Origin of the sequence: Streptomyces sp. NPDC050315 (assembly GCF_040655775.1) — a bacterium.
Classification (GTDB): domain Bacteria; phylum Actinomycetota; class Actinomycetes; order Streptomycetales; family Streptomycetaceae; genus Streptomyces.
In genome coordinates this window covers 135,111-160,711 of the sequence record NZ_JBFAKN010000002.1, presented here as the reverse complement: position 1 = coordinate 160,711, position 25,601 = coordinate 135,111, and the positions used below count along the sequence as shown (strand labels likewise).

Here is a 25,601-nt window from a genome sequence, read left to right as displayed (position 1 = left end):
TGTGTCTGTCTTCTGGTCGCCTCCGGTCGTTTCGATGTTGAGGGGGTGCGGGGCTCGGCGTAGGTGTCGGCGAGGCCGCCGCACGCATTACGCCATTGCGCGCTGACCTGGGTTTCTTTCCTACCCGAGCGGCTTTCTCTTCCTTAAGGATCCTCCGGTTCGGTCCGTCCGTCACGCCCCTTGGCTGGCCTGTGGATAACTTTGGACGGCTCGCGGAGATGCGATGTCCGGTGGTTGTGTCGTTACCTTCCGTGGTGCGTGAGGGTGCATGAGTGCATCGCCGGCCGGGTGGCTGTTGATCCAGGACAGTCCGCCCAGATCGAGTCGCTTCCTTGCCCTGGTGATCGCCACATACGCCAGCCGTGCCTCATCGAGGTCGACCGGGCCCGGAAGCGGTTCTCCGTCCTCGCCGATGTCCTCCAGTTCGTCCGGCTCCGTGAAGTCGGCTGCGATGCGTACGCTCGACCACTCGCGGCCCTTCGCTCGATGGGCGGTCGAAACCGTGATTTCGGCCCTGTCCTCGCTCGAAAGGCATCCCAGTGCGCGGAGGACGCTCTCCGCGCTGTGTTCGTCGAGGAGTTCGACGAGCGGCAGGAGGTCTCGTCCGGACGGGTCTGCGGTGGCGTACTCCCGCAGCTCCTCCCAGGATTCGAAGAGCGTCAGTTCGGGGTGGGTGGTCCGGTTGCCGCGCTGGAGTTCGTACGCGGCCCGGGCCAGCGCTGTCAGGGAGTCGCCGCCACCTGCCAGGCCGACTCTGCGCCCGTCCGACAGCAGCCTCATGACTTCCGCCATCGCGCCCGCATTGGACCGGCAGAGCACGGCATCGGGACGGGAAACAGGTCCCAGCTCGGTATCGAGGAGTGGCGAGCCGATGAGCCGGACGGGAGCGTCGACGATGGCCAGCCAGCGATTCGCCGCTGCTGCGAGTGCGGGCCCGAATCGGAACGACTGGGAGAGCGTGAGCTGCGTGCCGCGGAAGCCGGTCATCACGTCGCGTGCGCCCCGCCAGCCGTAGATCGCCTGCGCCGAGTCACCGACGAGCACCAGTTGAGCGTGCGCACGCTGGGCGCTGAAGACCTGCTCGACCACGGGATTGGTGTCCTGGGCTTCGTCGAGAAGCAGGAAATCGGTCTGGATGACAGGTGCGCTCAGTGCCCACATCTTGAGGTAGTGATCGTGTTCGAAGCGGACGGCGCCACGGTCGGGGTCCTGAAGATCGGCCCATGCCTTGCGGGCGTACGGGAGGACGGCGTGCGCCAGCTGGCTGTGCAACGGGTCGGATTCGGCGCCGCGCAGGCGAGGCACATGGGCAGGGATCAGTACTGGGTCGGCGGAGCGGCAGAATTCGGTGACGGTGCGCAGGACTGTGTATGAGAGGGCCTTGCTGCTCAGCGTTCGCGTACCGATTCGGAGCCGGTAGTCGGTGTCGATGCCCAGGGCGGAGCCGGTCCGCCAGCCTGCCTGGCGCGGTGCGTTCATCCGTCGCTGGAACCGATGGCCCACGGCCGCGTACGCCAGGGAATGGGCTGTACTGCACGTGACGTGTGCGGGGAATCGCCGGGCGGCATCCTGCGCGATGGCCTTGTTGAACGCGAGGTAGCGGCCGGGTCGGCGTGTGCTGCGGGCCAGTATCGCCAAGGTCGTCGTCTTGCCTGTGCCCGCGCCGGCCTGGAGCACGAGGTGGTCGCCCGCGTGGAAGGCGTCGGCGGCGGCCAGCTGCTCAGAGGTGGGGGAGTGCGGAGCACGAAGCGTAGGTCCGTCCGGGCCGTCGCGGTGGTGCGTGTCGGGTGGGCGGCTTCGGGTGCGTGGTGTGTGGGGAGCGCGCCTGTGCGCGGCGGGGGATGGGGATGTTGCCGGCGTGGTGATGAGTGAGGAGGGCTGGTCGGTGGTCATTGGGGGCTCCTGTGGCATGTCTTGGCTACGGGCATTCGGATTCGGATTCGGATTCGGTGAGGCGGGGGACGGCTCGGCGGCTTGCTCAGCACACACCCGCAGTCACGGTGAGTAACTGACGGTTGAACGGTAGCGGATCGTTGGGCTCGGTGGGCAAGAAATTTCTGACCAGCGGTTTTGCCTGTGGATAACTGGCTTGGTGATCGTTCCGGCGGGATTGTCAGTGCCGTCTGCTTCCATGGTTTTCACGCAGGGTCGCGGCTCCGCGGCAGCAGTCGCGTGCCTGGACGGGAGGGGGAGCTGATGGAGGCGACCGTAGACTCACGAGTCGGAGTACGACACGAACGGAACGGCATGGCGAGACGGCGGGAGATGAGCGCGCGGGAGGCGACCGGGCAGGCCCGGTCGAGCGGCGCCGCGCCGTCCGGGCCGTTCCTCGACGGTCGTGTCGGCCCGGCCTCGGCGTCGCAGGGTGTGATCCGGTATGCGGCGGTGTTTCTGCCGGCCGAGCTGCCGCGTGCCGGGAAGATCGCTTTCTGGAGTCCGGAGGGTGAGCCGCTTCCCGAGCCCCCGGGAGCGGCGGAAGCCACGGAGCTGAGGGTCGTGCGGCGGCACGGGAATTCCGTCCGCAGTCGTACGGTTCCTGCGCTCGAACTGAGCGTTGCCGAAGCCCTGCCGGTCCTCGTCCGCGCGCGCCATGATCCGACGGCTCATCCGGCCACCGCCTGCTGGGGCGCGGCCGCCTTGCAGGCGCTCCACCTGGTGGCGCGCGGCCGTATGCTCCCGGGCCTCACCGCCGATGACGTGGACGCCTGGCGCGCCGGGCCGCTGGATGCCGAGGATGCCGCGCAGCTGCGGGCGATCGCCGCCGCCATGCCCGCCGAGGCCCATGCCGTACCGGTGCCCGGCAGCAAGCCCCTCCAACTGCATGCGCCGAACGCCCTGGTGCGCGCCTTCGTCGATGCCGTCGTCGATGTCCTGCCGCGCACGCCGGCCGCGGTGCATGTGGCGGGCGCCCCGTTCGCCGCGGCCGTTGCGCAGCGGTTGCCCGGCGCGCGGGACTGGGCGGCGGAGGTCGCGGCGGGTGTGGACAGCGGTGTACGGATCTCGCTGCGGCTGGACCTGTCGGCACACGAGCTGTTCGACATCTCGGCGGAGGAGGACTCGGAGGGGGAGGCAGCAGAGGGGGCCGGGGATGGCGACGCAGGCGATTACGGGGCGAGTGGCAGGGCCGGGGCCGCGGCGGCGGTTCTGCAGGTCAGCCATCTCACCGACCCGACGCTGGTCGCGGACGCGCGGGAACTGTGGGAAGGGGAGGCGCCCGACGGCTTCGGGCCGCGCGCGCAGGTGGACGCGCTGCTCGCGCTGCGCAGGGCGGCCCGCGTCTGGGCGCCGCTCGGCCGGCTGCTGGACCGCCCCGTCCCCGATGTCCTGCCGCTCGACGAAGAAGAGCTCTACGAGCTGCTGGGTGATGCCGCGCCGCGCCTAAAGGCAGCGGGGGTCGCCGTTCACTGGCCCAAGGAGCTGGCCCGGGGGCTGACCACCACCGCTGTTGTGCGGCCCGCGCCCGGTTCTGCGGCGGACGGGTTCGGCTTCTTCGATGCCGAGCGGCTGCTGCGCTTCGAATGGCAGATGGCGCTCGGCGGCTCCCCGTTGAGCGACGCGGAGATGAATGTACTGGCAGAGGCGCACCGTCCCCTCGTGCGGCTGCGGGACCAGTGGGTGCTCGTGGACCCCGCCCTCGTACGCAAGGCCCGCAAGAGGGAGCTGGGATACCTCGATCCCACAGAGGCGCTCGCCGTGACGCTGGCCGGTGAGACCGAGGTCGACGGGGAGCGCGTCGACGTCGTACCGCTCGGAGAGCTCGCCCACCTCCGTACACGGCTCACCACTGACGCCGTGCCGCTGGAGAAGCCCGCCGGCCTCCACGCCACCCTCCGGGACTATCAGCTCCGCGGCCTGGCCTGGCTGGACCGCATGACCGCACTCGGGCTCGGCGGCTGCCTCGCCGACGACATGGGCCTGGGCAAGACCGTCACCACCATCGCGCTGCACCTCCACCGCGACCACCCCGACCCCACCCTCGTGGTCTGCCCGGCCTCGCTGCTCGGGAACTGGCAGCGGGAGATCGAGCGGTTCGCCCCCGGCGTCCCCGTGCGGCGCTTCCATGGCACCGGCCGCAGTCTGGAGGACCTGAAGGGCGGCTTCGTCCTCACCACGTACGGCACGATGCGCAGCAGCGCCAAGAGGCTGGCCGAGTGTGCATGGGGGCTGGTCGTCGCCGACGAGGCGCAGCATGTGAAGAATCCGCAGTCCACCACGGCCAAGGCGCTGCGCACGATCAAGGCGCCCGCGCGGGTCGCCCTCACCGGTACACCCGTGGAGAACAACCTCTCCGAGCTGTGGGCCCTGCTCGACTGGACGACACCCGGACTGCTCGGGCCGCTCAAGGCCTTCCGGGCCCTGCACGCCCGCGACATCGAAGGCGGTGAGGTGCCGGGCGCCGCGGAACGCCTCGCCCGGCTCGTACGGCCGTTCATCCTGCGGCGGAAGAAGTCCGACCCCGGTATCGCGCCCGAGCTGCCCCCGAAGACGGAGACCGACCACCCGGTGCCGCTCGGCCGCGAACAGGTGGCGCTGTACGAAGCGGCTGTCCGCGAGACGCTCACCCGGATCGAGGCGGCTGACGGCATGGCGCGGCGCGGTCTGGTGATGAAGCTGCTCACCGTGCTCAAACAGATCTGCAACCACCCGGCGCAGTACCTGAAGGAGGCCGCGCCCGGCCTCACCGCGCGCTCTGGGAAGCTCGAACTGCTCGACGAACTGCTGGACACGATCCTCGCGGAGGACGGCGCGGCGCTGGTCTTCACGCAGTACGTGGAGATGGCGCGCCTTCTCGAGGAGCATCTCAGGGCCCGCGGTGTGCCCACTCAGCTGCTGCACGGCGGGACACCGGTCGCGCAGCGGGAGGCGATGGTCGATCGTTTCCAGGCGGGCGAAGTTCCGGTGTTTCTCCTGTCGTTGAAGGCGGCGGGTACGGGGCTGAACCTCACCCGCGCCGGCCATGTGATCCATTACGACCGCTGGTGGAATCCGGCCGTGGAGGAGCAGGCGACCGACCGGGCCTACCGGATCGGGCAGACGCAGCCTGTCCAGGTGCACCGACTGGTCACGGAGGGGACCGTGGAGGACCGGATCGCCGAACTGCTCGCCGCCAAGCGTTCTTTGGCCGAGGCGGTGCTCACCGGTGGCGAGGCGGCCCTGACCGAACTCACGGACGCGGAGCTCTCCGACCTCGTCACGCTGAGGAGGTCGGCATGAGCAGCCATGAGCAGCACGATGGGCGCGACCCGAGTGAGCAGAACGACCAGTACGGCCTGGGTGACGAGAAGCAGCGGGGGGCGGCCGCGGGCGAGGGACTGGAGCGGGTCCGCCGGGAGTTGGAGCGCGGTCGGGCCATTGCGCGGGCGCGTGAGGCCGCCGCGGAGGCGGCCCGCGACCGGGATGCCGAGGATGCGCCGGGGGACGGGGCCGGGCGCGGTGCGGACGGGGAGGCGGGCGCGCGTGACGGCGTGCAGCGGGTCGCCGAAGCCGAGGAATCCGGGGCCGGGCCCGGCTCCGGGCGGCGAAGTGAGGCAGCCGAACGTGCGCGGCAGGCTGTGCGGCGTACGGGGCAGGGGCCCGGGCGCGCCGTTCGTGAGCCGGAAGAGCCCCGACAGCCCGCTCCGCAGCCGGCCCCGCAGCCGACTCCACCGTCGGCTGACGCGGCAGCCAACGGCCCCTCGGCGGGCGCGGACAGTGACGGAGCGGAAGGCCGGAGCCAGGGAGCGGAGCGGGCCCGGCAGGCGTTGAAGCAGGCGGCCGGAGAAGCGAGGCGTGCCCGGGTGCGGGCCTCCCAAAAGCAGCCGGTCCAGAAGCGGGCGCCGCAGGGGCAGGCATCTCCGACGCAGGCGTCCCCGGTGGTGGCCGAGGGCGCGGGGGCGGTCAACGAGGGCGCGGGGCAGGGGGCTGTGCGCCGGAGCGCGGCTGCGGAGCGGGCTCGCCAAGCGGTGTCACGCGCGGGGCAGAAGCAGGCCCGCGACGGTGAGGTCCTCGGTGGTGAGGCCCGCGGCGCTGAGGCACGGGAAGACGAGAAGCCCGCAGACAGGAAGCCCGCAAACAGGAAACGCGATGCGGCTTCGGAGGCTTCGGCGCCGGCTGTGGCTGCGACTGCGACTGCGACTGCGTCCGCGCAGGGCGACGGAGCCGAGACGCCGAGCCATGGGGCGGGGCGGGCTCGGGTGTTCCCCGTGGGGGCGGCCGGTGGCGGGGACGGTCAGGAGTTCGCCGAGACCTGGTGGGGGCGAGCATGGCTCGATGCGCTGGAGAGCACGGCGCTCGACACGGCGCGGCTCGCACGCGGCCGGGACTACGCGAGCGGCGGGCACGTCGGCCGGATCACCGTGGCCCCGGGCCGTATCTCCGCTCCGGTGACGGGCAGCCGACCGTATCCGTACCGGGCCGAGCTCCGGTTGCGGCCCTTCACGGACGAGGCGTGGGAAGCGTTCCTCGACGGTGTCGCCGCCCGGCCCGCCCACCTGGCGTCCCTGTTGGGCAGGACGCTGCCGCGGGCCCTGGCCGAGCGGCAGGACGAGGTGGGCGTGCGGCTGCTGCCGGGCCCCGGCGATCTTGTACCGCGCTGTTCGTGTCCCGACCGCGGGCATCCGTGCAAGCATGCCGCGGCGCTCTGTTTCCAGGCCGCCCGGCTGCTGGACGCCGACCCGTTCGTGCTGCTCCTCATGCGCGGACGCGGCGAGCGGGAGCTGCTCGACGACCTCTCGCGCCGGAACGCCACCCACAGTGCCCACTCCGAACGGGCGGCCCGCGCGACGCTCCCCGGAGTACCGGCCCGCGCAGCCCTTCAAGTACGGGACCGTCCGCCGCTGCCCCCACCGCTGCCCGTACCGGCCCATCCCGGGCGGCCCCTCGTGCTGCCGACGGCCGACGACCCGGCCATCGACCCGGCCGCCATCGAACTGCTGGCCGCCGATGCCGCCGCCCGGGCCCGCGCCTGCCTGGCCGACGCCCAGGCAGTGCCCGTCCCACCCGGCGAAGCGTCCACCGAGGCCGCCTCGCCGTTCCCCGCCCGTACCCTCTGGGAGGACGCGATCCGGCTGGTTGCCGGGGCGCACCCCACCTCGGGGCTGACCGCCAGCACGAGGGAGATCTACCGCGGCGTCGCCGAGGCCACTGACCGTCCGGTGAGCGACGTCGCGCGGGCCGTGGCCGCCTGGCGGCAGGGCGGGCCGGAAGGTCTGCGCCTTCTGGAGGCGACGTGGGACCCGCCGGCCGGTGACTTCGACCGCGCCCGCAGTGCCCTGTCGGCCGCCGACCTCCCCTCGTTGCGGCCCCGGCACAACCACCTCACGGACGCCGACCGCGGCATACAGCTGCGCTTCGGCCGCGACGGCCGCTGGTATCCGTACGAATCCGACCCCGGGACGGAGGACTGGTGGCCCACCGGACGCGCCGACGCCGACCCCGTGGGCGCCCTCACCCCGCTGCTCGCGACGGAGTAGCCGACTCAGCAGACGCCCCGACGAAGTAGACAACTCAGCAGACGACTGACGCGACCGAAGAGACGACCGAAGAGAGTCACCCCGTGGAAGGTCTCGACACACTCACCAACGCTCTTGCGCGGCGCACGCCCGAGCAGCTCGCCGCGCTCCTCGCCCGGCACGCCGAGCCCCTCTCGCGCCGCCCCGCGCCGGCCCGCCTCCGTGAACTGGCCGCCTCCCTGTGGTCGTACGAAACGCTGCACCAAGTAGTGCTGGGGCTCGACCGGCCGTGCCTCCAGGTGCTGGCCGCGACGGCCCGGATAAGCCAGGAGCGCGCCCGGGAGGCCGCGCACGGGCCGGCCGCCCCCGATCCGGGCGCCGGCTATCAGTCCCTCATGGCCCACAGCCTGGCCTTCCCGGACCTGGCGGCGGAGCCGGTGCCGGTGGCGGATGTGTACGCGGCGTTCGGTGGGGAACGGGACGCCGTCGGGGCGGCGTTGGAGGCGCTGTACGAGGTGGGGCTCGCCGCGCCTACGGAGGACGGCCGGGTCGTCGTACCGCCCCGTACGACACAGCTGATCGGCGGTCACGACCTCGGCGCGTTCGAGCCCGAACCTTCGCCGGCGTCCCCGGCGGCCACGGCACCACCGGTCGAGGAGCGGGCCCTGACGGCCGAGTCGCAGGCGGCGGCCGCCGCGCTCGCCGGGGCCCTGGAGCGGCTGCTCGCCGCGCTGGCGGTACAGCCCGCCGTGCTGCGCAAGTCGGGCGGGCCCGCCGTGCGAGAGATCAGGCGGCTGGCGAAGGCGGCCGGCGCCTCCGAGCCACGTACCCGGCTGCTGCTCGATCTCGTGCTCGCGGCCGACCTGATCGCCCTGAGCCGTACGCCCACGGGCACCGTCGCGCTGCCCACCAGCGGGTACGACGACTGGCTCGCGCTGCCGCCCGGTGAGCGGCTGCTGCCGGTCCTCACCGCGTGGGCCCGGCACTGGGCGATCGCGACGTGGACGCCGTTCGGGGAGACGCCGACAGCCCTGGAGCGTGGTGACGACCGCCGCGCGCCCGCCCTGCGCCACGGCCTCCTCGCCGCCCTCGCCACCAGCACGGACACGGCCACCGATGGCTGTGCCGCGCCCGGTCCCGGCGTCCCGATCCCGGCACCGGACGCGTCGTCGCTGGAGGCGCTGCGGCCTCTGGTGGCGGTTGCCGGCTGGCACCGCCCGCTGGCCGTCGCCGACGAGCCGATGATCCTCGAACGCGCCGCCCACACGCTCGACGAGGCCGCCTTCCTGGGCCTCGTCGCCTACGGGACGCTCACGCCCGTCGGCCGGGCCCTCCTTCGTACGGAGGAGGCAGCCGACCCCGCCCCGTTGCGCGCGGCACTGCGTACGCTGCTTCCGCCGCCGCTCGAACAGGCCCTGTTCCAGGGCGATCTGACGGCCATCGTGCCGGGGCCGCCCTCGGCCGAGCTGTCCGCCCTGCTCGCGCTCGCTGCCGACCGCGAGTCCGACGACAGCGCCACCGCGTGGCGGTTCAGCGGTGCCTCCGTCCGCCGGGCACTGGACGCGGGCCGCACCGCTGACGCGCTGATCGACGAGCTGACCGCGGTGTCCGCCACGGGGCCGCTGCCGCATCCGCTGACATATCTGATCAAGGACACGGCGCGTACGCACGGGCGCATACGGGTCGTGCGCGCCGGCTGCTGCATCCGCTCCGACGATGCCGCGCTCGTCCATGAGCTGACCGCCCACCGGGCGCTGCGTGACCTCGGGCTGCGGGCGATCGCGCCGACCGTGCTGGTCAGCGCGCAGGAGCCGGGCCCCACCCTGGACGCCCTGCGTGCGGCCGGTTACGCCCCGGCCCTCGAGGCCGAGACCGGCACGACCGTCGTCGAACGCACGGCCGCGCACCGCAGCCGGGCCCCGCTCCGGAAGCCCACCGATCATCTCGCGCTGGCCCGGCGTCTCCTGGACGGCTGAAGGGAGGAAGCCCGCCGGCCGGCTGTCCGTGCGGCCGGAGAGCTTCCCGCTTCATGATCAACTACCCGGCGCCGGAGGTCAACGATGGGCAGAGGCGGGCCGCGGAGGCAGAATGACGGCGTGCGGCTCGAAGCGATCACCTGGGAACGGCTGACCGATGCGCTCGCCGAGGAGGTGGCGGGCAGGACGGCAGAGGACGGCAGTCCCTGGCTGAGGGTGGGCATCGACGCGGCCCCCGCCGCCCGCCCCGGGGAGCTGGCCGGGCGGCTCGCCGAAGCGCTGCGGCTGCGCGGCCGTTTCGTACAGAAGAGCGGCACCTACGGGTTCCTGCGGCCGGCGTCGCTGCGTCTGGAGTACGGGCGGCACGATCCGGACGCGTACTACGACGAGTGGTTCGACCGGCAGGCGCTGTGGCGGGAGGTGTTCAACCCGCTGGAGGCCGGGGGCAGCGGCCGGGTGCTCCCGGACCTGTGGGACCCGGAGCGGGACCGGGCGACGCGCAGCCCGTACGTCGGGCTGCCGCCCGGCGGCGTGCTGATCCTGCACGGGCCGTTGCTGCTCGGGCAGTGGTTCCCGTTCGACCTGACCGTGCACCTCGGGCTGTCGCCGGGCGCGCTGGAGCGGCGCACGGAGGCGGGCGAGCGGTGGACGTTGCCGGCGTTCGCGCGGTACGAGGCGGAGGTGGGGCCCCGGGAGGCCGCCGACGTCGTCGTACGGGCCGACGATCCGAACCGCCCGGCATGGAGCGGCTTCGGTCTCGGCCGGTAGGGACGTATCCGAACCGATCCAGTAGGGAGGTATCCGGACCGATCAGTCCGCTGACGGGGCCTCATCGGGCCTTGATCCACTGGCCGTTACCGTGAGGCCATGGCAATCGACGAAGTGGGCGAGCGGGCGACGGCGCTGCCGGGCAGCACCGGAGCGACGGCGACCGTGGAGGCGCGGCCGCGGACGGTCGGCGCGGTACGGACGGTGTACGCGCCGGACCCCGACGGCGACCCGGACCCCGGCGAGATCGTGTGGACCTGGGTGCCGTACGAGGAGAACGACGGGCGCGGCAAGGACCGGCCCGTACTGGTCGTCGCCCGCGAGCGGACGGGCACGCTGCTCGCCGTACAGCTGTCCAGCAAGCGGCACGACGACCGGGAGTGGGTGGCGATCGGCTCCGGGCCCTGGGACCGCGCCGGGCGCCCTTCGTGGATCGCCCTCGACCGGGTGCTGAGGGTGCATCCGGACGGGATGCGGCGGGAGGCCTGCGCGCTGGACCGGGGCCGCTTCAACCTGGTCGTGAACCGGCTGCGGGAGCGGTACGGCTGGCGCTGAACCCGCGCGTACCGGGGCGTCAGCCGCCGTCGGCCACGGCCAGAATCTTGTTGACGGTGTTCCAGTTGCGGGCGGTGGCCGTGACGCCCAGCTTCTGACTCGCCGCCGTGACGGCCGCGGCGAGCCTCGAACGCCCCATGCCCTCCGGGCACCAGAGGTACAGCTCGCGGCCGAGCAGCCGGAAGGTGTCGGGCGCGTACCCGGCCAGGTCCAGGGAGCCCAGCGGGGCCGTGTCGGCGGGCGGCTCCGACAGAAACGTGACGTGCAGCGTTTTGGGGTCGGCCACCGCCTCCGGGAACGGATTGGCCGCGACGGCGGCGGCGATGTCGTCGCGGGTGCGGACCATGACCGGTACGGAGAAGCCCAGCGCGGCCGCGAAACCGGCCTCCAGGGCGCGCGCGGTCTCCTCCGGAGGAACGCCGGGGTCCGCGAAGACGATGTTGCCGGTCTGGAGGAGGACGGTGACGTCCTCGTAGCCCAGCTCCGCCATCAGTGCGCGCTGCCGTGCCACGGGGAACTTGTGATGCCCTCCGACGTTGATGCCGCGGAGCAGGGCGACCTGACGGGACATGTGCGGGACCTTTCGCAGGGCAGGCGTGGCGGAGCAGGTACGGCACGGAACGGCGGCCTCGCCGGACAGCAGAGAGGCCCCTGCGGTCAGAAGAGCGGCTGCGGCAGTACTCCTTCCAGGGCCAGGAGCTGCCGCTTGGTCTCCCGGCCGCCGCCGAAGCCGCCGAGTCCGCCGCCGCTCTCGACGACGCGGTGGCACGGCACGACGACCGGCAGCGGATTGGAGCCCATGGCGGCGCCGACCGCGCGCGCTGCACCCGGCTCGCCGACCCGGTCGGCCAGGTCCTGATAGCCGACGACCGTGCCGTACGGCACGCGGGCGGCCAGCTCGCGCAGCACCCGCTCGTTGAATCCCGAGGACAGCGACCAGTCCAGCGGCACCGTGAAGTCCCGCAGCTCACCGGCGAAGTACGCGACGAGCTCCGCGGCGGCCGTGTCCACCGCCGGTATCGCGGCGACCGGCTCGGCGCCGAACGCGCCGCGCAGCCGGGCGAGCGACCTGGCCCGGGCCCTGTCGTCGGCGTGGAAGACGACCAGGGCCAGACCGGCGTCGGTGCCCGCGAGCAGGAGCGGGCCGATGGGGGTGTCCAGCATGCGCCAGGCCCAGTCGCGCGGCGGCCGCTCGCGCTCCTCGGAAGTCGTCTGTTCCTCGGAAATGGTCACGGCTTCAGCCTAGGACCCCCCACTGACAATCGCCGTGGAGAGGAGCCGGCGAAGCCGTGAGCACCCCCGAGGCGCGGCGGATTACGCGGCCGGGACCAGGAACCCGGAGTCCTTCAGGGCGTCCCGCACGACGTCCGGGGTGTTGGTGATGATGCCGTCGACGCCCCAGCTCGCGACCTTCTTGGCGTTGGCCGCGTCGTTGACGGTCCAGGTGTAGACCTCCAGCGGGCGTCCGTGCGCGCCCTGGAACGCGTGCACGGCCGAGACGTACGCCATGTTGAGCGTCTTGTAGCTGGGATTGATCTGGTCCGTGAACTTCGCGTACTTGGGCAGGTCGGCGATGGCCGGCGTACCCAGGAAGCCCGTCTTGACGGCCGGGCGCAGTTCGTGCACCTTCTTGACCGAGTCGGCGTTGAAGCTCTGGATGATGAGCCGGTGCTTCACGTGCTGCCGGTCCAGCCAGCCCTGCTCCCGTAGCTCCTTCAGGACCTGCGCCTCGATGCCGGAGTAGAGCTCGGGCGCCTTCAGCTCCATCAGCAGCTTCTGGTCGTTGTGGCTGACCGCGTCCATGTAGCGCTTGAGCGTGGGGACCCGCTCACCCTTGAACTTCGCGTTGAACCAGCTGCCCGCGTCCAGCTTCTCGATCTCGCCGAGGGTGAAGTCGGAGATCTTCCAGGGAGCCCGGTCGGGGAACACCTCCTCGACGTTGGTCGTGCGGTTGAGCGTCGTGTCGTGCATGACGATCAACTTGCCGTCCTTGGTGCGCTGGACGTCGTTCTCCACCCAGGCGACACCCATACGGTGCGCGGCGTCGACTGCGGCGATGGTGTTCTCGGGCGCGTAGGCCGAGGCTCCTCTGTGCGCGACGGTGACCGGTCTGTGCGGGTGGTCCGCGGCCTGGGCGGCAGTGGGGAGGCAGAGCGCCGTCAGCCCCACGAGCGCGCCGGCAGCAGCGGCGGCAGGCCGAATATGCATACGGACTCCTCGGATTCGACGTCGGCGGGGGGCGGTCGGCGGCAGGTTCCCAGCGGCGGTGTACTGGAAGATAGGTCAGGGATAGACATAAATTGAACGAGAAGTGTCGTGTGTCCCGGGTTTGGGACCGTACGGGGACGATTTCGACTGCATGATCACGCAACGGAGTTTCCGGCCAAGGCCGGGGAAACCGGCGCTTGGCCGCTGTTCCGGGGCGCCTGGTGGCAGATCGTCGCCTTTTGGGTGAGGGGCGGCTTTGGCCGGTTCACCTCTTGCGTCCGGCCGTGCCGCCACAAGTGCGCAGCGACGGCGCGGCCAGGGGGAGCCGGGAGGAGCCGGTGACCATCAGGGCCGCACGGGCGGGAAGTGCGTCCTGAAGCGAGAAGTGCCTCGTGGCGGCGGGTGTGCGGACGCTTCCGCGGCATCGGCGCCGGCGTTATGGACGCCGGTTGTCAGTGGTGGGTCGTACGGTGGGTTCCATGCGGCCCGTTTCCCAGATCGAACGCACGGTGGCGCCTTTCGAGGTCGTCAGCCCGTACCAGCCCAGTGGCGACCAGCCGGCGGCCATCGCCGAGCTGGAGCAGCGCATCCGCGGCGGTGAGAAGGACGTCGTCCTGCTGGGCGCGACCGGCACCGGCAAGTCGGCGACGACCGCGTGGATGATCGAGAAGCTGCAGCGCCCGACCCTCGTCATGGCGCCGAACAAGACCCTCGCGGCCCAGCTCGCCAACGAATTCCGCGAGCTCCTGCCGAACAACGCCGTCGAGTACTTCGTCTCGTACTACGACTACTACCAGCCCGAGGCGTACGTCCCGCAGTCCGACACGTACATCGAGAAGGACTCCTCGATCAACGAGGAAGTCGAGCGGCTGCGCCACTCGGCGACCAATTCGCTGCTCACCCGGCGGGACGTGATCGTGGTCTCCTCCGTGTCGTGCATCTACGGCCTGGGCACGCCCCAGGAGTACGTCGACCGGATGGTGCCCCTGAAGGTCGGCGAGGAGATCGACCGCGACCAGCTGCTGCGCCGCTTCGTGGACATCCAGTACACGCGCAACGATGTGGCGTTCACCCGCGGCACCTTCCGGGTGCGCGGCGACACCATCGAGATCTTCCCGGTCTACGAAGAGCTGGCCGTCCGTATCGAGATGTTCGGCGACGAGATCGAGGCGCTCTCGACCCTCCACCCGCTGACCGGCGAGGTCATCAGCGACGACCAGCAGCTGTACGTCTTCCCCGCGAGCCACTACGTGGCGGGCCCCGAGCGCATGGAGAAGGCGATCGCCGGCATCGAGGCCGAGCTCGCCGAGCAGCTCGCCACGATGGAGAAGCAGGGCAAGCTCCTGGAGGCCCAGCGGCTGCGCATGCGGACCACGTACGACATCGAGATGATGCGCCAGATCGGCACGTGCTCCGGCATCGAGAACTACTCGCTGCACATCGACGGCCGCGAGCGGGGCTCCGCGCCGAACACCCTCCTCGACTACTTCCCGGAGGACTTCCTCCTGGTCATCGACGAGTCGCACGTCACGGTGCCGCAGATCGGCGCGATGTACGAGGGCGACGCCTCCCGGAAGCGGACCCTGGTCGACCACGGCTTCCGGCTGCCGTCCGCGCTGGACAACCGCCCGCTGAAGTGGGAGGAGTTCCAGGAGCGGATCGGGCAGGCCGTCTACCTCTCCGCGACGCCCGGGCCGTACGAGCTCTCGCGCGGCGACGGCCACGTGGAGCAGATCATCCGCCCGACCGGCCTCGTCGACCCGGAGGTGGTCGTCAAGCCCACCGACGGACAGATCGACGACCTGGTCCACGAGATCCGCACGCGCACCGAGAAGGACGAGCGCGTCCTGGTCACGACCCTCACCAAGAAGATGGCCGAGGACCTCACGGACTACTTCCTGGAGCTCGGCATCCAGGTGCGCTATCTGCACAGCGACGTGGACACGCTGCGCCGGGTGGAGCTGCTCCGTGAGCTGCGGGCCGGCGAGTACGACGTGCTGGTCGGCATCAACCTCCTCCGGGAGGGCCTGGACCTGCCTGAGGTCTCCCTGGTGGCGATCCTCGATGCCGACAAGGAGGGCTTCCTCCGGTCCGGCACGTCCCTGATCCAGACGATCGGCCGTGCGGCGCGCAACGTCTCGGGCCAGGTCCACATGTACGCGGACAAGGTCACCCCGGCGATGGCGAAGGCCATCGACGAGACCAACCGGCGCCGCGAGAAGCAGCTCGCGTACAACAAGGCGAACGGCATCGACCCCCAGCCGCTCCGCAAGAAGATCAACGACATCGTCGCGACGATCGCGCGCGAGGACGTCGACACGCAGGAGCTGCTGGGCACGGGGTACCGCAAGGCGGCCGACGGCAAGGACGCCAAGGGCAAGGCGCCGGTGCCGGCGCTGGGCGGTGCCGCCGAGAAGGCCGGCAAGGGCGCCAAGAAGGGCGCGAAGGGCAAGGCCGGGGACGGCGTGCCGACGGACCGGCCCGCCGCCGAGCTGGCCGAGATGATCGAGGAGATGACGGACCGCATGCGGGCGGCCGCCGCGGAGCTCCAGTTCGAGGTCGCCGCCCGGCTGCGCGACGAGGTGAGCGAGCTGAAGAAGGAGCTGCGCCAGATGAGGGAGGCAGGGCTGAAGTAGGCGGGGGAGCGGGGAAACGGTAGGCGTACGGGCGAGGCCCGTGCGCCTACCGGTGTATCGAGAGGACGGCAGATCTTTCCCGTGCACCCGCCCCGACCAGCGCTTTTGTCCAACTCTTTACTTTTCCATGGTGTTCCTTTACGCTCATTTGTGCGGAGGGGAGTATTCCCGCCTGCGGCGTACCCGTCATCACGGATCGGTTGGAGATCCCGGGGCGCCGGCCCACTCAGCGTCGCGGAGCAGGTGCGCGATCTCGGGGCGGAAGAGACCTCCGGCAGCGACGACGCTGTGAGTGCCGTTACGAATCTGCCGGAGGAGCAGTGGACGTTTCCCTGAACCTGTGGGTGCTGACCATTCTTGGTCTGTGCGCCCTCATCGCCGCCGATTTCTTCATCGGCGGCCGCAAGCCGCACGACGTGAGCATCAAGGAAGCCGGTATCTGGACCGGTGTCTGGATCGCGCTCGCCGCCCTCTTCGGGCTCGGGCTCCTCCTGTTCGGCGGCGGACAGCCGGCCGGTGAGTTCTTCGCCGGCTTCATCACCGAGAAGTCGCTGAGCGTCGACAACCTCTTCGTCTTCGTCCTGATCATGGCGAAGTTCGCGGTGCCGTCGATATACCAGCAGCGAGTGCTGATGATCGGCGTGCTGATCGCACTGGTGCTGCGGGCCGTCTTCATCGGTGCCGGCGCGGCGATCATCGCCAACTTCTCCTGGGTCTTCTACATCTTCGGCGCCTTCCTCATCTGGACGGCCTGGAAGCTCATCCAGGAGGCGCGTGCCGAGGAGCAGGACGAGGAGTTCGAGGAGAACCGCTTCCTGAAGATGGTCGAGCGGCGCTTCCCGTCGACCGACAAGTACCACGGCACGAAGCTGTTCATCGTGGAGAACGGCAAGCGCCTGATGACGCCGATGCTGATCGTCATGCTGGCGATCGGCACCACCGACGTCCTCTTCGCGCTGGACTCGATCCCCGCGATCTTCGGTCTCACCCAGGACCCGTACATCGTCTTCACGGCCAACGCTTTCGCCCTGATGGGTCTGCGGCAGCTGTACTTCCTCATCGGCGGACTGCTGAAGAAGCTGGTCCACCTTTCGTACGGCCTGTCGGTCATCCTCGGCTTCATCGGCGTGAAGCTGGTGCTGCACGCGCTGCACGAGTCCGGGGTGCACGTCCCGGAGATCAGCATCCCGGTCTCGCTGGGCGTCATCTGCGCCGTGCTGGTCATCACGACGATCACCAGCCTGCGCGCGTCGAAGAAGCAGGCGCAGGCCGAGGCCGCCGCCGGCGGCGCGGAGGGCAAGGACAAGGACTCCATAGGCGCCTGACCGAGGCGTCGCCGCGGTACAACAGTGCGCGGTGTGCGGGCCTCTCGCCCGTACACCGCGCCGTTGTCGTTTCCGGTGTCTGTTACCAGCCGCGCTCGCGCCACTCCGCGAGGTGCGGGCGCTCGGCGCCGAGCGTGGTGTCCGCGCCATGGCCCGGGTAGACCCAGGTCTCGTCCGGCAGCCGCGCGAAGAGCTTGTTCTCGACATCGTCGATCAGGCTGGCGAAGTTCTTCGCCTCGCCCCAGGTGTTGCCGACCCCGCCGGGGAAGAGGCAGTCGCCCGTGAAGACGTGCGGGTGGCCGTGCGGGTCGTCGTAGACCAGGGCGATGCTGCCGGGGGTGTGGCCGACCAGATGGCGGGCGGTGAGCGTGACCCGTCCGACGCTGATGGTGTCGCCGTCCTCGACCGGGACGTCCGTCGGTACGGGAATGCCCTCGGCGTCGTAGCGGCCCGCGAAGGTCCGGGCACCGGTCGCGTCGACGACCTCGCGCAGCGCCCCCCAGTGGTCCTGGTGCCGGTGCGTGGTGATGACCGAGGTGATGCCACTCTCGCCGATCAGCCCGAGGAGCGTTGCGGGCTCCGCGGCGGCGTCGATCAGCACCTGCGTATCGGTCGCGCGGCAGCGCAGCAAGTAGGCGTTGTTGTTCATCGGACCGACCGCGACCTTGGAGATCATCAGATCGGTCAGCTCGTGTACGTCGGCCGGTCCGCCGACCTTGACTGCTCCGGTGTACGCCATGCCCGCAGCCTACTGGCCGGGGCCCGGGAAGCACCGCCTCCGGGGGTGTACCCGCGGCACCGGCCGACGCCCGGTCAGCGGTCCGGCAGCGCGGGCAGGGCGGCGCCGTCGGCGGTGGTGAGGCCGGCGCCCTTGGAGCGGCCGGTGAGCCAGCCGACGAGCGCGGACGGGGAACCGCTGACGGTGAGCGGGGCGCCGTCGGCGCGGCCCGTCCGCCAGCTCCGCCCGTCGTTGGTGCGCAGCTCGAGGGCGGCGACGTCCGGGTGCCCCTTCAGCCGCTGCTCCGCGAGGAAGGCCAGCTCGGCGTCCACGTACTCCGTCGCCAGATGCTCGACCGTGTAGCCGACGCCGAGGTCCACGTGGTGCAGCTCGACCTCGGCGAGCCGGCGGAACGGCAGCCGCCCGGCCCGCTCCACGACGCCGTTGCGCATCTCCACCTCGTACGCCAGGCGCTCGGGCCCCAGGGCCGAGCACGCCGTCTCCCAGCGCTCGGCGCTGGACCGCAGGTCTTCCAGGTGAGCGGCGAGCGGCCGGTCGGCGTCCCGCTCGATGTCGGCGTCGCGGGCCGCCGGCGTGGGGTACATGGGCGTGCGGATGCCCGTACGCGCCCACGCGAAGAGGTTGGCGAGCGCGTCCGCGTTGCGGGCGAGGTGGGCGAGCACATGGCCGCGGGACCAGCCGGGCAGCAGGGACGGCTCCCCGACGGCCTCGTCGTCGAGCTTGGCCACGGAGACCAGCAGGCGGTCGGTGGCGGCGTGGACGGCTGCCGCGTCGTACGCGAATTCCTGTGCGGTGTCGGTCATGGTCCGAAGCTAGCGCCACCGCCGTCACGGCGGGAGTCGGCGCACGTCGCCAGCCGGGAGCGCGCGACGGTCCGGGCACGCGGCGGGGGAAGGTCCGGGCCGGTTCCGGTGTTGCAGGAGGGGTGCGTCGGGTCGCGCGTACGAGGTGTCCATGGCCGGGCGCTCGTCGGTCCTCGGGCGCATACGCGCAGGTCAGTGGCGCTGCGATCGGTTCGGGGACCGGCGTTGTCAGACCCTGGCGCTACGGTGATGGACGCGGTGGGATCCGACGTCCGGCGCCGTCGTGAGCAGGCGTTCGGCGCGGCGTGTCCAGGCGTCCGGTTCCGCCCTGCAGCAGGCCGCTCCGCGGTCGTGCGCCGGGTCACCGGCGCCTTCGCGTCAGCGGAACGCCGTCCGGCCACACCTTTGGGTGAACCCGGTCGGCGGAGACCGTAAATCGAATGCACGTGCTATAGGCTCGTGTGTGGCATCGAAACGACATCGACAGACATTGCCGCGGCGGCCCCCATACCCTGGGGCGGGGGTGCGCGGCACCCCGCCCCTCTCACGAAAGGTGCCGACCGGCGTGACAGACCGTCTCATCGTCCGTGGCGCTCGCGAGCACAATCTCCGCAACGTCTCGCTCGACCTCCCCCGCGACTCCCTCATCGTGTTCACGGGCCTCTCCGGGTCGGGCAAGTCCTCGCTCGCGTTCGACACGATCTTCGCCGAGGGCCAGCGGCGCTACGTCGAGTCGCTGTCCTCGTACGCCCGGCAGTTCCTCGGGCAGATGGACAAGCCCGACGTGGACTTCATCGAGGGCCTGTCCCCGGCGGTCTCGATCGACCAGAAGTCGACCTCGCGCAACCCGCGCTCCACGGTCGGCACGATCACCGAGGTCTACGACTACCTCCGCCTGCTCTTCGCCCGCATCGGCAAGCCGCACTGCCCCGAGTGCCGCCGGCCGATCGCCCGCCAGTCGCCGCAGGCCATCGTGGACAAGGTGCTGGAGCTGCCCGAGGGCAGCCGGTTCCAGGTGCTCTCGCCGCTGGTCCGCGAGCGCAAGGGCGAGTTCGTCGACCTCTTCTCCGACCTGCAGGCCAAGGGATACAGCCGGGCCCGGGTCGACGGCGAGACGATCCAGCTCTCCGAGCCGCCCAAGCTGAAGAAGCAGGAGAAGCACACGATCGAGGTGGTCGTGGACCGCCTCACGGTCAAGGAGACCGCCAAGCGCCGGCTGACCGACTCCGTCGAGACCGCGCTCGGCCTCTCCGGCGGCATGGTCATCCTCGACTTCGTCGACCTGGACGCCGACGATCCGCAGCGCGAGCGGATGTACTCGGAGCACCTCTACTGCCCGTACGACGACCTGTCGTTCGAGGAGCTGGAGCCGCGCTCCTTCTCCTTCAACTCGCCCTTCGGCGCCTGCCCGGAGTGCACGGGCATCGGTACGCGCATGGAGGTCGACCCCGAGCTCATCGTCCCGGACGAGGAGAAGTCGCTCGACGAGGGCGCCATCCACCCCTGGTCGCACGGCCACAACCGGGAGTACTTCGGCCGGCTGATCGGCGCGCTCGCCGACGCGCTCGGCTTCCGTACCGACATCCCGTGGGCCGGGCTGCCGCAGCGCGCCAAGAAGGCCCTGCTCAACGGCCACCGCACACAGATCGAGGTGCGCTACCGGAACCGCTACGGCCGCGAGCGCCGGTACACCACCCCGTTCGAGGGCGCCCTGCCGTTCGTCCGGCGGCGGCACTCCGAGGCGGAGAGCGACTCCAGCCGCGAGCGCTTCGAGGGCTATATGCGCGAGGTGCCCTGCCCGGCCTGTGAGGGCACGCGGCTGAAGCCGATCGTGCTGGCTGTCACGGTGCAGGACAAGTCCATCGCCGATGTCGCCGCCATGTCGATCAGCGACTGCGCCGACTTCCTGCGCGACATGACGCTGGACGCCCGGCAGAAGAAGATCGCCGAGCGGGTGCTGAAGGAGGTCAACGAGCGGCTGCGGTTCCTGGTCGACGTCGGCCTGGACTACCTCTCGCTGAACCGCGCGGCCGGCACCCTCTCCGGCGGCGAGGCCCAGCGCATCCGGCTCGCCACCCAGATCGGCTCCGGGCTGGTCGGCGTGCTGTACGTGCTCGACGAGCCGTCCATCGGCCTGCACCAGCGGGACAACCACCGCCTCATCGAGACCCTGGTCCGGCTCCGGGACCTCGGCAACACCCTGATCGTCGTCGAGCACGACGAGGACACCATCAAGACCTCGGACTGGGTGGTGGACATCGGCCCCGGCGCCGGTGAGCACGGCGGCAAGGTCGTGCACAGCGGTCCGTTGAAGGAGCTGCTGACCAACGAGGAGTCGGCGACCGGTCAGTATCTGTCGGGGAAGAAGGTCATCCCGACGCCGGGCGTGCGCCGGCCCGTGGACTTCGAGCGCCGCCTCACCGTGCACGGCGCGAAGGAGAACAACCTCCGCGACATCGACGTGTCCTTCCCGCTGGGAGTGCTGACCGCCGTCACGGGCGTCTCCGGATCGGGCAAGTCGACGCTGGTCAACGACATCCTCTACACCCACCTGGCGCGGGAGCTGAACGGCGCCAAGTCGGTGCCGGGACGGCACACCCGGGTCGAGGGCGACGACCTGGTCGACAAGGTCGTGCACGTCGACCAGTCGCCCATCGGCCGCACGCCGCGGTCGAACCCGGCGACGTACACCGGCGTCTTCGACCACGTCCGCAAGCTGTTCGCGGAGACGATGGAGGCGAAGGTCCGCGGCTATCTGCCGGGCCGCTTCTCCTTCAACGTCAAGGGCGGCCGCTGCGAGAACTGCTCGGGCGACGGCACGATCAAGATCGAGATGAACTTCCTGCCGGATGTGTACGTCCCGTGCGAGGTGTGCCACGGGGCGCGGTACAACCGCGAGACGCTGGAGGTGCATTACAAGGGCAAGTCCATCGCCGAGGTGCTGGACATGCCGATCGAGGAGGCGATGGACTTCTTCGAGGCGGTGCCGACGATCTCCCGGCACCTGAAGACGCTCAACGAGGTCGGCCTCGGGTACGTCCGGCTCGGGCAGCCCGCGCCGACGCTCTCCGGCGGTGAGGCGCAGCGCGTGAAGCTGGCGTCGGAGCTGCAGAAGCGGTCCACGGGACGCACGGTCTACGTCCTGGACGAGCCGACGACCGGTCTGCACTTCGAGGACATCAACAAGCTGATCCGTGTGCTGTCCGGGCTGGTCGACAAGGGCAACTCCGTGATCGTCATCGAGCACAACCTCGATGTGATCAAGACGGCGGACTGGGTCGTGGACATGGGCCCGGAGGGCGGCAGCGGCGGCGGCCTCGTGGTCGCAGAGGGCACGCCCGAGCAGGTCGCGGGGGTCCCGGCCAGCCACACCGGCAAGTTCCTGCGGGACATCCTCGGCGACCGGGTCAGCGACGCGGCCTCGTCGAAGGGCGCGCCGGCGAAGCGCTCGACGGCGAAGAAGTCCACGTCGGCGGCGGCGAAGACGGCGGCCAAGAAGACGGTGACGAAGCGGACCGCGGCCAAGAAGACGGTGGCCGCGGAAGCGCCGGCGAAGAAGACCGTGACGAAGAAGACGGCGACGAAGAAGGCGGCGACGAAGGCGGTGAAGCCGAAGAAGAAGTCCTGAGGGATGGAAGGGGGGCCGCCCTCCGCGCCGGGGGCGCGGCCGACGTGAGCCTCAGCTCTCCAGGGTGCGGAGGGTGGTGGTGAGGGATGGGAGTGCGGCGGGGCGGCGGTTGTACGGGAGCCTGCCGAGGACCTTGGCCATGCCGCAGGTGTCGGTCACGGCGGAGAAGACCAGGCCGGCACCGAGGGCGGCGGACAGGTACTTCGCACCCGGCAGGACGCGGTCGGCGAGTACACCGGCCAGCACGATCGCCCCGGCGGCCAGCCGGACCTGGCGCTCCATGGGCCAGACGGCACGGCCGTCGGCGGGGTGGTCCAGCGGGTGGCCGCCGGCGGCCCAGGCGCTGGTGCCGCCGGTCACCGAGGCGGCGGTGACCCCGGCGTCGGCGAGCAGGTCGCAGGCGGTGGCGGAACGGTTGCCGCCCGCGCAGACCACGGCGAGCGGTCCGCGCGCGGTGACCGAGCGGAGGGTCGGTACGGCCTGGTCGAGCTGGTCGAGGGGCACGTTGAGGGCGCCGGGGATGTGTCCGGAGGCGTACTCGCCGGGGGTGCGGACGTCGATGAGTGTGAGCTCGTGCAGACGGGGGCGGAGATCTTCGACCGACAGGGGTGCGGCGGGGGTGGCCATGCGGTTCCTCTCGCGGACGTACCGGGAATGCGGGTGCAAGGACCAGCGCTACCATACCCGCGGGGGTATTCGTGGAAAGGAAAGGCCGTGGAGCTGCCAGCAGAGGAACTGAAAGGCGCCGTCAACCGGCTGCGCCGGGCCCAGGGGCAGATCTCCGGGGTCATAGGGATGATCGAGCAGGGCCGGTCCTGCGAAGAGGTCGTCACGCAGCTGGCCGCCGCCTCCCGCGCGCTGGACCGGGCCGGTTTCGCGATCATCGCCACGGGGCTGGAGCACTGCCTGACGGGCGAGGCCGAGGGCGCGGCCCCGCAGATGGAGCGCGACGAAATGCGCGCCAAGCTGGAGAAGCTCTTCCTGTCGCTGGCGTGAGTGGCCGACGCGGTCGGCGTGGGTGGCCGAGGTGAGTGGTCGGCCCGAGCCGCCGGCCCGAGCGGCGGGGGGCGGTACGCACCGACCGCGGTCGGGCGCAGTGGCCGCAGTCGGCCACCCGGCGGCGCCGCCGCTGAGCAACCGCCCCGCCGCCCCCAGCAGGCCCTCAGGCCAAGTCCGACGCGTACGGAGGTTCCGCGCCCGCGCGGGAGCAGGTGAGGGCCGCGGCGCGGGCGGCGAAGGTGAGGATGTCGCGCCAGGCCTCCGCGTTCAGGCGGGCCAGCGCGGTGGGGGAGAGCGCGTGGTGTGCGTCCAGGCGGTGCAGCAGCGCCGCGTTGACCGTGTCGCCTGCGCCGATCGTGTCCACGACCTCGACGCGTACGCCCGGTACGGTCACCTCGCCGGCCGGGGTCGCGGCGGTCAGGCCGTCGCCGCCCCGGGTGAGCACCACGGCAGCGGGCCCCGCGGCCAGCCACTCCTTCACCGATCCGGCCACCGCGTCGGCGGCAGCCGCCTCGGGCAGGTCCTCCGCGCCGGCCAGCCACCGGGCGTCCTCCTCCGAGAGCTTCAGCAGCGCGATGTGCGGGAGCCAGGAGCGGAAGCGGGCGCGGTAGGCGTCCGGGTCGGGGATCAGGCCGGCGCGGATGTTCGGGTCCAGCGCGGTGAAGACGCCGCGGGCCGCCTCGCGCCGCATCAGCGCTTCGTACGCGCTCGCGCCCGGTTCCAGTACCAGCGAGCAGGTGCCCAGGGAGAGGGCGCGCACGTCGTCGGGGAGGGCGGGCGGCAGGGTGAAGAGGCGGTCGGCGGTGCCCTCGACGTAGAAGCCGTAGCCGGCCGAGCCGTCGGGGCTGATGTCGGCGAGCGCGAGCGTGGTGGGCTCGGCGCCGCGCTGGACCAGCGAGGTGTCCACGCCGGCCGCGTGCAGGCCGTCCAGCAGTGACGCGCCGAAGGAGTCCGTCGAGACCCGCGAGCAGAAGGCGGCGGGCGAGCCGAGCCGGCCCAGCGCGACCGCGGTGTTGTACGGGCCGCCGCCCCGCTGCGGTGACAGCGCGGGCAGCGCCGCGCTGTCCGCGCCCGGCGTGCTGTCCGCGCCGGCCGCGGGCGCGCGCCCGACGTCCGCCGCGCTCGCGGGGCCGAGCGTGCTCGCAGGCACGAGATCGATAAGGGCTTCGCCGGCGACGACGATCACGAGGAGGTCCTTTCCGAGGCGGGGCTGGTGTCCGGGCGCGCCGGCCGGCGCGACGTGACGACGGGCGCTGCGGTACTACGCGTGCCGACGGGCGCGGTGCGACGCATGATGACGGGCGCTGCGGTACGACGACGGGCGCCGACGGGCGCTCCGGTACGGCAACGGGCGCAGGCGGGTGCGGGGACGAGCCGGGCGGCGGTGGTCGTCCGTTGTGCGCGGGTCGTCATCCCGTGCACCCGCAGGACTCCCGGTGCACGAACGTGCACGGCAGTCGGAGCGTGCGCGGTGTGCGCGCAGGGTTTTCCAGGCGGTCGAGCAGGAGGCCGACCGCCGCGGTGCCGATCTCCTTGCTGGGCTGGGAGATCGCGGTCAGCCGGGGCGAGAAGAGGTCCGCCCAGGAGAAGTCGTCGAAGCAGGCGAGGGCGATGTCGCGCGGTACGTCCAGGCCCAGTTCGCGCAGGGCCTTCAACGCCCCGATGGTCATGGCGTTGTTGGCGGTGATCACGGCGGTGGGCGGTTCGGGCGCCGCGAGGAGGTGCCGGGTGGCGTCCTCGGCGCCCTCCGCCTCGGAGTTGCCGCCCGCGAGCAGCTCCGGCGCGAACGGCAGCCCGCGGGACCGCAGCCCTTCGCGGTACCCGGCGACGCGCTCGGTGGTCGTGCTCAGCCCCGGCAGGCCCGCGATCAGGCCGATCCGGGTGTGCCCGAGGTCGGCCAGGTGCTCGACCAACTGCCGTATCGGCCCGGTGCTCTCGGCGCACACCTGGTCGTACGCGTCGTCGACGAGGCGATCCAGGAAGACGGTCGGGACCTCGCGCCGGCGGACGTACTCCACCAGCTCCGCGGGCTCCGCGGACGGCGCGACGATCATGCCGTCCACACGGCGCTCGTGCAGCAGCTGAACGACCTTGCGTTCGTGTACCGGGTCGTCGTGCGGGTCGGCGATCAGCAGGCTGTACCCGGCCTCCAGGGCGCCGGCCTCGACGCCCTGGAGGATCTCGGTGAAGTACGGGTTGCTGATCGCGGAGACGGCCAGGCCGATGGAGCGGGTGCGGGAGGTGACGAGGGAGCGGGCGAGCGTGTTGTGCGTGTAGCCCAGCGCGTCGATCGCTTCGAGGACGGCGGTGCGGGTGTCGGGGCGTACGGGGCGGGTCTCGTTCAGTACGTGCGAGACCGTCGCGACGGAGACCCCCGCGCGGCGCGCGACATCCATCATCGTCGCCATCCGATGCCGTCCTCCCGAGTGGCCGACGTGTCCGACGGCGTGCTGATCGTGGGGAAACCGTAACGCATCGGAAGCACGACGTAAACGCTTGCGTAAGCGTTTACGCGCGAGCTAGCGTGCCGCCAC

General features: G+C 71.4%; 18 protein-coding genes. 9 read left to right on the top strand and 9 right to left on the bottom strand.

Annotated features, from left to right (window positions below; genetic code table 11):
* Positions 1-171: 171 nt before the first annotated feature.
* Complete coding sequence (locus AB0I82_RS07760; protein ID WP_363256893.1) at positions 172-1,716, bottom strand: UvrD-helicase domain-containing protein; 1,545 nt, start codon at positions 1,714-1,716, stop codon at positions 172-174.
* Positions 1,717-2,247: 531 nt separating this feature from the next.
* On the opposite strand from AB0I82_RS07760, the gene AB0I82_RS07755 reads away from it, so the two are divergent.
* The 5 genes from AB0I82_RS07755 (at position 2,248) to AB0I82_RS07735 (ending at position 10,729) form a co-directional block, all read left to right on the top strand.
* A complete protein-coding gene (locus AB0I82_RS07755; RefSeq protein WP_363256244.1) occupies positions 2,248-5,214 on the top strand; it encodes a DEAD/DEAH box helicase in 2,967 nt (988 codons plus the stop codon).
* 968 nt (positions 5,215-6,182) lie between these two features.
* Positions 6,183-7,451 carry an SWIM zinc finger family protein gene (locus tag AB0I82_RS07750; RefSeq protein ID WP_363256243.1) on the top strand — a complete coding sequence of 423 codons (1,269 nt, stop codon included), beginning with the start codon at positions 6,183-6,185 and terminating at the stop codon, positions 7,449-7,451.
* 83 nt (positions 7,452-7,534) lie between these two features.
* Entirely contained in the window at positions 7,535-9,406 is a 1,872-nt protein-coding gene (locus tag AB0I82_RS07745) for a helicase-associated domain-containing protein (protein WP_363256242.1), read from the top strand.
* 120 nt (positions 9,407-9,526) lie between these two features.
* Complete coding sequence (locus tag AB0I82_RS07740) at positions 9,527-10,174, top strand: uridine kinase (RefSeq protein ID WP_363256241.1); 648 nt, start codon at positions 9,527-9,529, stop codon at positions 10,172-10,174.
* A gap of 99 nt (positions 10,175-10,273) precedes the next feature.
* The gene (locus tag AB0I82_RS07735; RefSeq protein ID WP_363256240.1) at positions 10,274-10,729 is read left to right on the top strand and encodes a type II toxin-antitoxin system PemK/MazF family toxin; all 456 of its coding nucleotides are present in this window, start codon (positions 10,274-10,276) and stop codon (positions 10,727-10,729) included.
* Between the two features lie 19 nt (positions 10,730-10,748).
* On the opposite strand, the gene AB0I82_RS07730 is transcribed toward AB0I82_RS07735, so the two are convergent.
* From AB0I82_RS07730 to AB0I82_RS07720, 3 genes are all read right to left on the bottom strand, one after another.
* Positions 10,749-11,300: a DUF1697 domain-containing protein gene (locus AB0I82_RS07730; protein WP_363256239.1), complete on the bottom strand. Its 552-nt coding sequence runs from the start codon at positions 11,298-11,300 to the stop codon at positions 10,749-10,751.
* Between the two features lie 86 nt (positions 11,301-11,386).
* A complete protein-coding gene (locus AB0I82_RS07725; protein WP_363256892.1) occupies positions 11,387-11,893 on the bottom strand; it encodes a methylated-DNA--[protein]-cysteine S-methyltransferase in 507 nt (168 codons plus the stop codon).
* Positions 11,894-12,043: 150 nt separating this feature from the next.
* The gene (locus AB0I82_RS07720; protein ID WP_363256238.1) at positions 12,044-12,937 is read right to left on the bottom strand and encodes a glycerophosphodiester phosphodiesterase family protein; all 894 of its coding nucleotides are present in this window, start codon (positions 12,935-12,937) and stop codon (positions 12,044-12,046) included.
* Positions 12,938-13,416: 479 nt separating this feature from the next.
* Here AB0I82_RS07720 and uvrB point away from each other — a divergent pair, with 479 nt between their 5' ends.
* Both uvrB and AB0I82_RS07710 read left to right on the top strand, forming a co-directional pair.
* On the top strand, positions 13,417-15,573 hold the full coding sequence (gene uvrB / locus AB0I82_RS07715) for an excinuclease ABC subunit UvrB (RefSeq protein WP_363256237.1): 2,157 nt from the start codon (positions 13,417-13,419) through the stop codon (positions 15,571-15,573).
* 320 nt (positions 15,574-15,893) lie between these two features.
* Positions 15,894-16,898, top strand: coding sequence for a TerC family protein (locus tag AB0I82_RS07710; RefSeq protein WP_363256236.1), 1,005 nt, complete (start codon positions 15,894-15,896; stop codon positions 16,896-16,898).
* 82 nt (positions 16,899-16,980) lie between these two features.
* Here the strand turns inward: AB0I82_RS07710 and AB0I82_RS07705 are convergent, their stop codons facing one another.
* Both AB0I82_RS07705 and AB0I82_RS07700 read right to left on the bottom strand, forming a co-directional pair.
* Positions 16,981-17,637: an MBL fold metallo-hydrolase gene (locus AB0I82_RS07705; protein ID WP_363256235.1), complete on the bottom strand. Its 657-nt coding sequence runs from the start codon at positions 17,635-17,637 to the stop codon at positions 16,981-16,983.
* 74 nt (positions 17,638-17,711) lie between these two features.
* The gene (locus AB0I82_RS07700) at positions 17,712-18,440 is read right to left on the bottom strand and encodes a maleylpyruvate isomerase family mycothiol-dependent enzyme (RefSeq protein ID WP_363256234.1); all 729 of its coding nucleotides are present in this window, start codon (positions 18,438-18,440) and stop codon (positions 17,712-17,714) included.
* Positions 18,441-19,005: 565 nt separating this feature from the next.
* Here AB0I82_RS07700 and uvrA point away from each other — a divergent pair.
* Entirely contained in the window at positions 19,006-22,068 is a 3,063-nt protein-coding gene (gene uvrA, locus AB0I82_RS07695) for an excinuclease ABC subunit UvrA (RefSeq protein ID WP_363256233.1), read from the top strand.
* A 51-nt stretch (positions 22,069-22,119) separates the two neighbouring features.
* On the opposite strand, the gene AB0I82_RS07690 is transcribed toward uvrA, so the two are convergent.
* Complete coding sequence (locus tag AB0I82_RS07690; protein WP_363256232.1) at positions 22,120-22,695, bottom strand: rhodanese-like domain-containing protein; 576 nt, start codon at positions 22,693-22,695, stop codon at positions 22,120-22,122.
* 87 nt (positions 22,696-22,782) lie between these two features.
* Between AB0I82_RS07690 and AB0I82_RS07685 the strand changes: the two genes are divergently transcribed.
* A complete protein-coding gene (locus tag AB0I82_RS07685) occupies positions 22,783-23,064 on the top strand; it encodes a metal-sensitive transcriptional regulator (protein WP_030264417.1) in 282 nt (93 codons plus the stop codon).
* A 166-nt stretch (positions 23,065-23,230) separates the two neighbouring features.
* On the opposite strand, the gene AB0I82_RS07680 is transcribed toward AB0I82_RS07685, so the two are convergent.
* On the bottom strand, positions 23,231-24,253 hold the full coding sequence (locus AB0I82_RS07680; RefSeq protein WP_363256231.1) for a carbohydrate kinase: 1,023 nt from the start codon (positions 24,251-24,253) through the stop codon (positions 23,231-23,233).
* Positions 24,254-24,476: 223 nt separating this feature from the next.
* The gene (locus AB0I82_RS07675; protein WP_363256230.1) at positions 24,477-25,475 is read right to left on the bottom strand and encodes a LacI family DNA-binding transcriptional regulator; all 999 of its coding nucleotides are present in this window, start codon (positions 25,473-25,475) and stop codon (positions 24,477-24,479) included.
* Positions 25,476-25,601 lie beyond the last annotated feature (126 nt).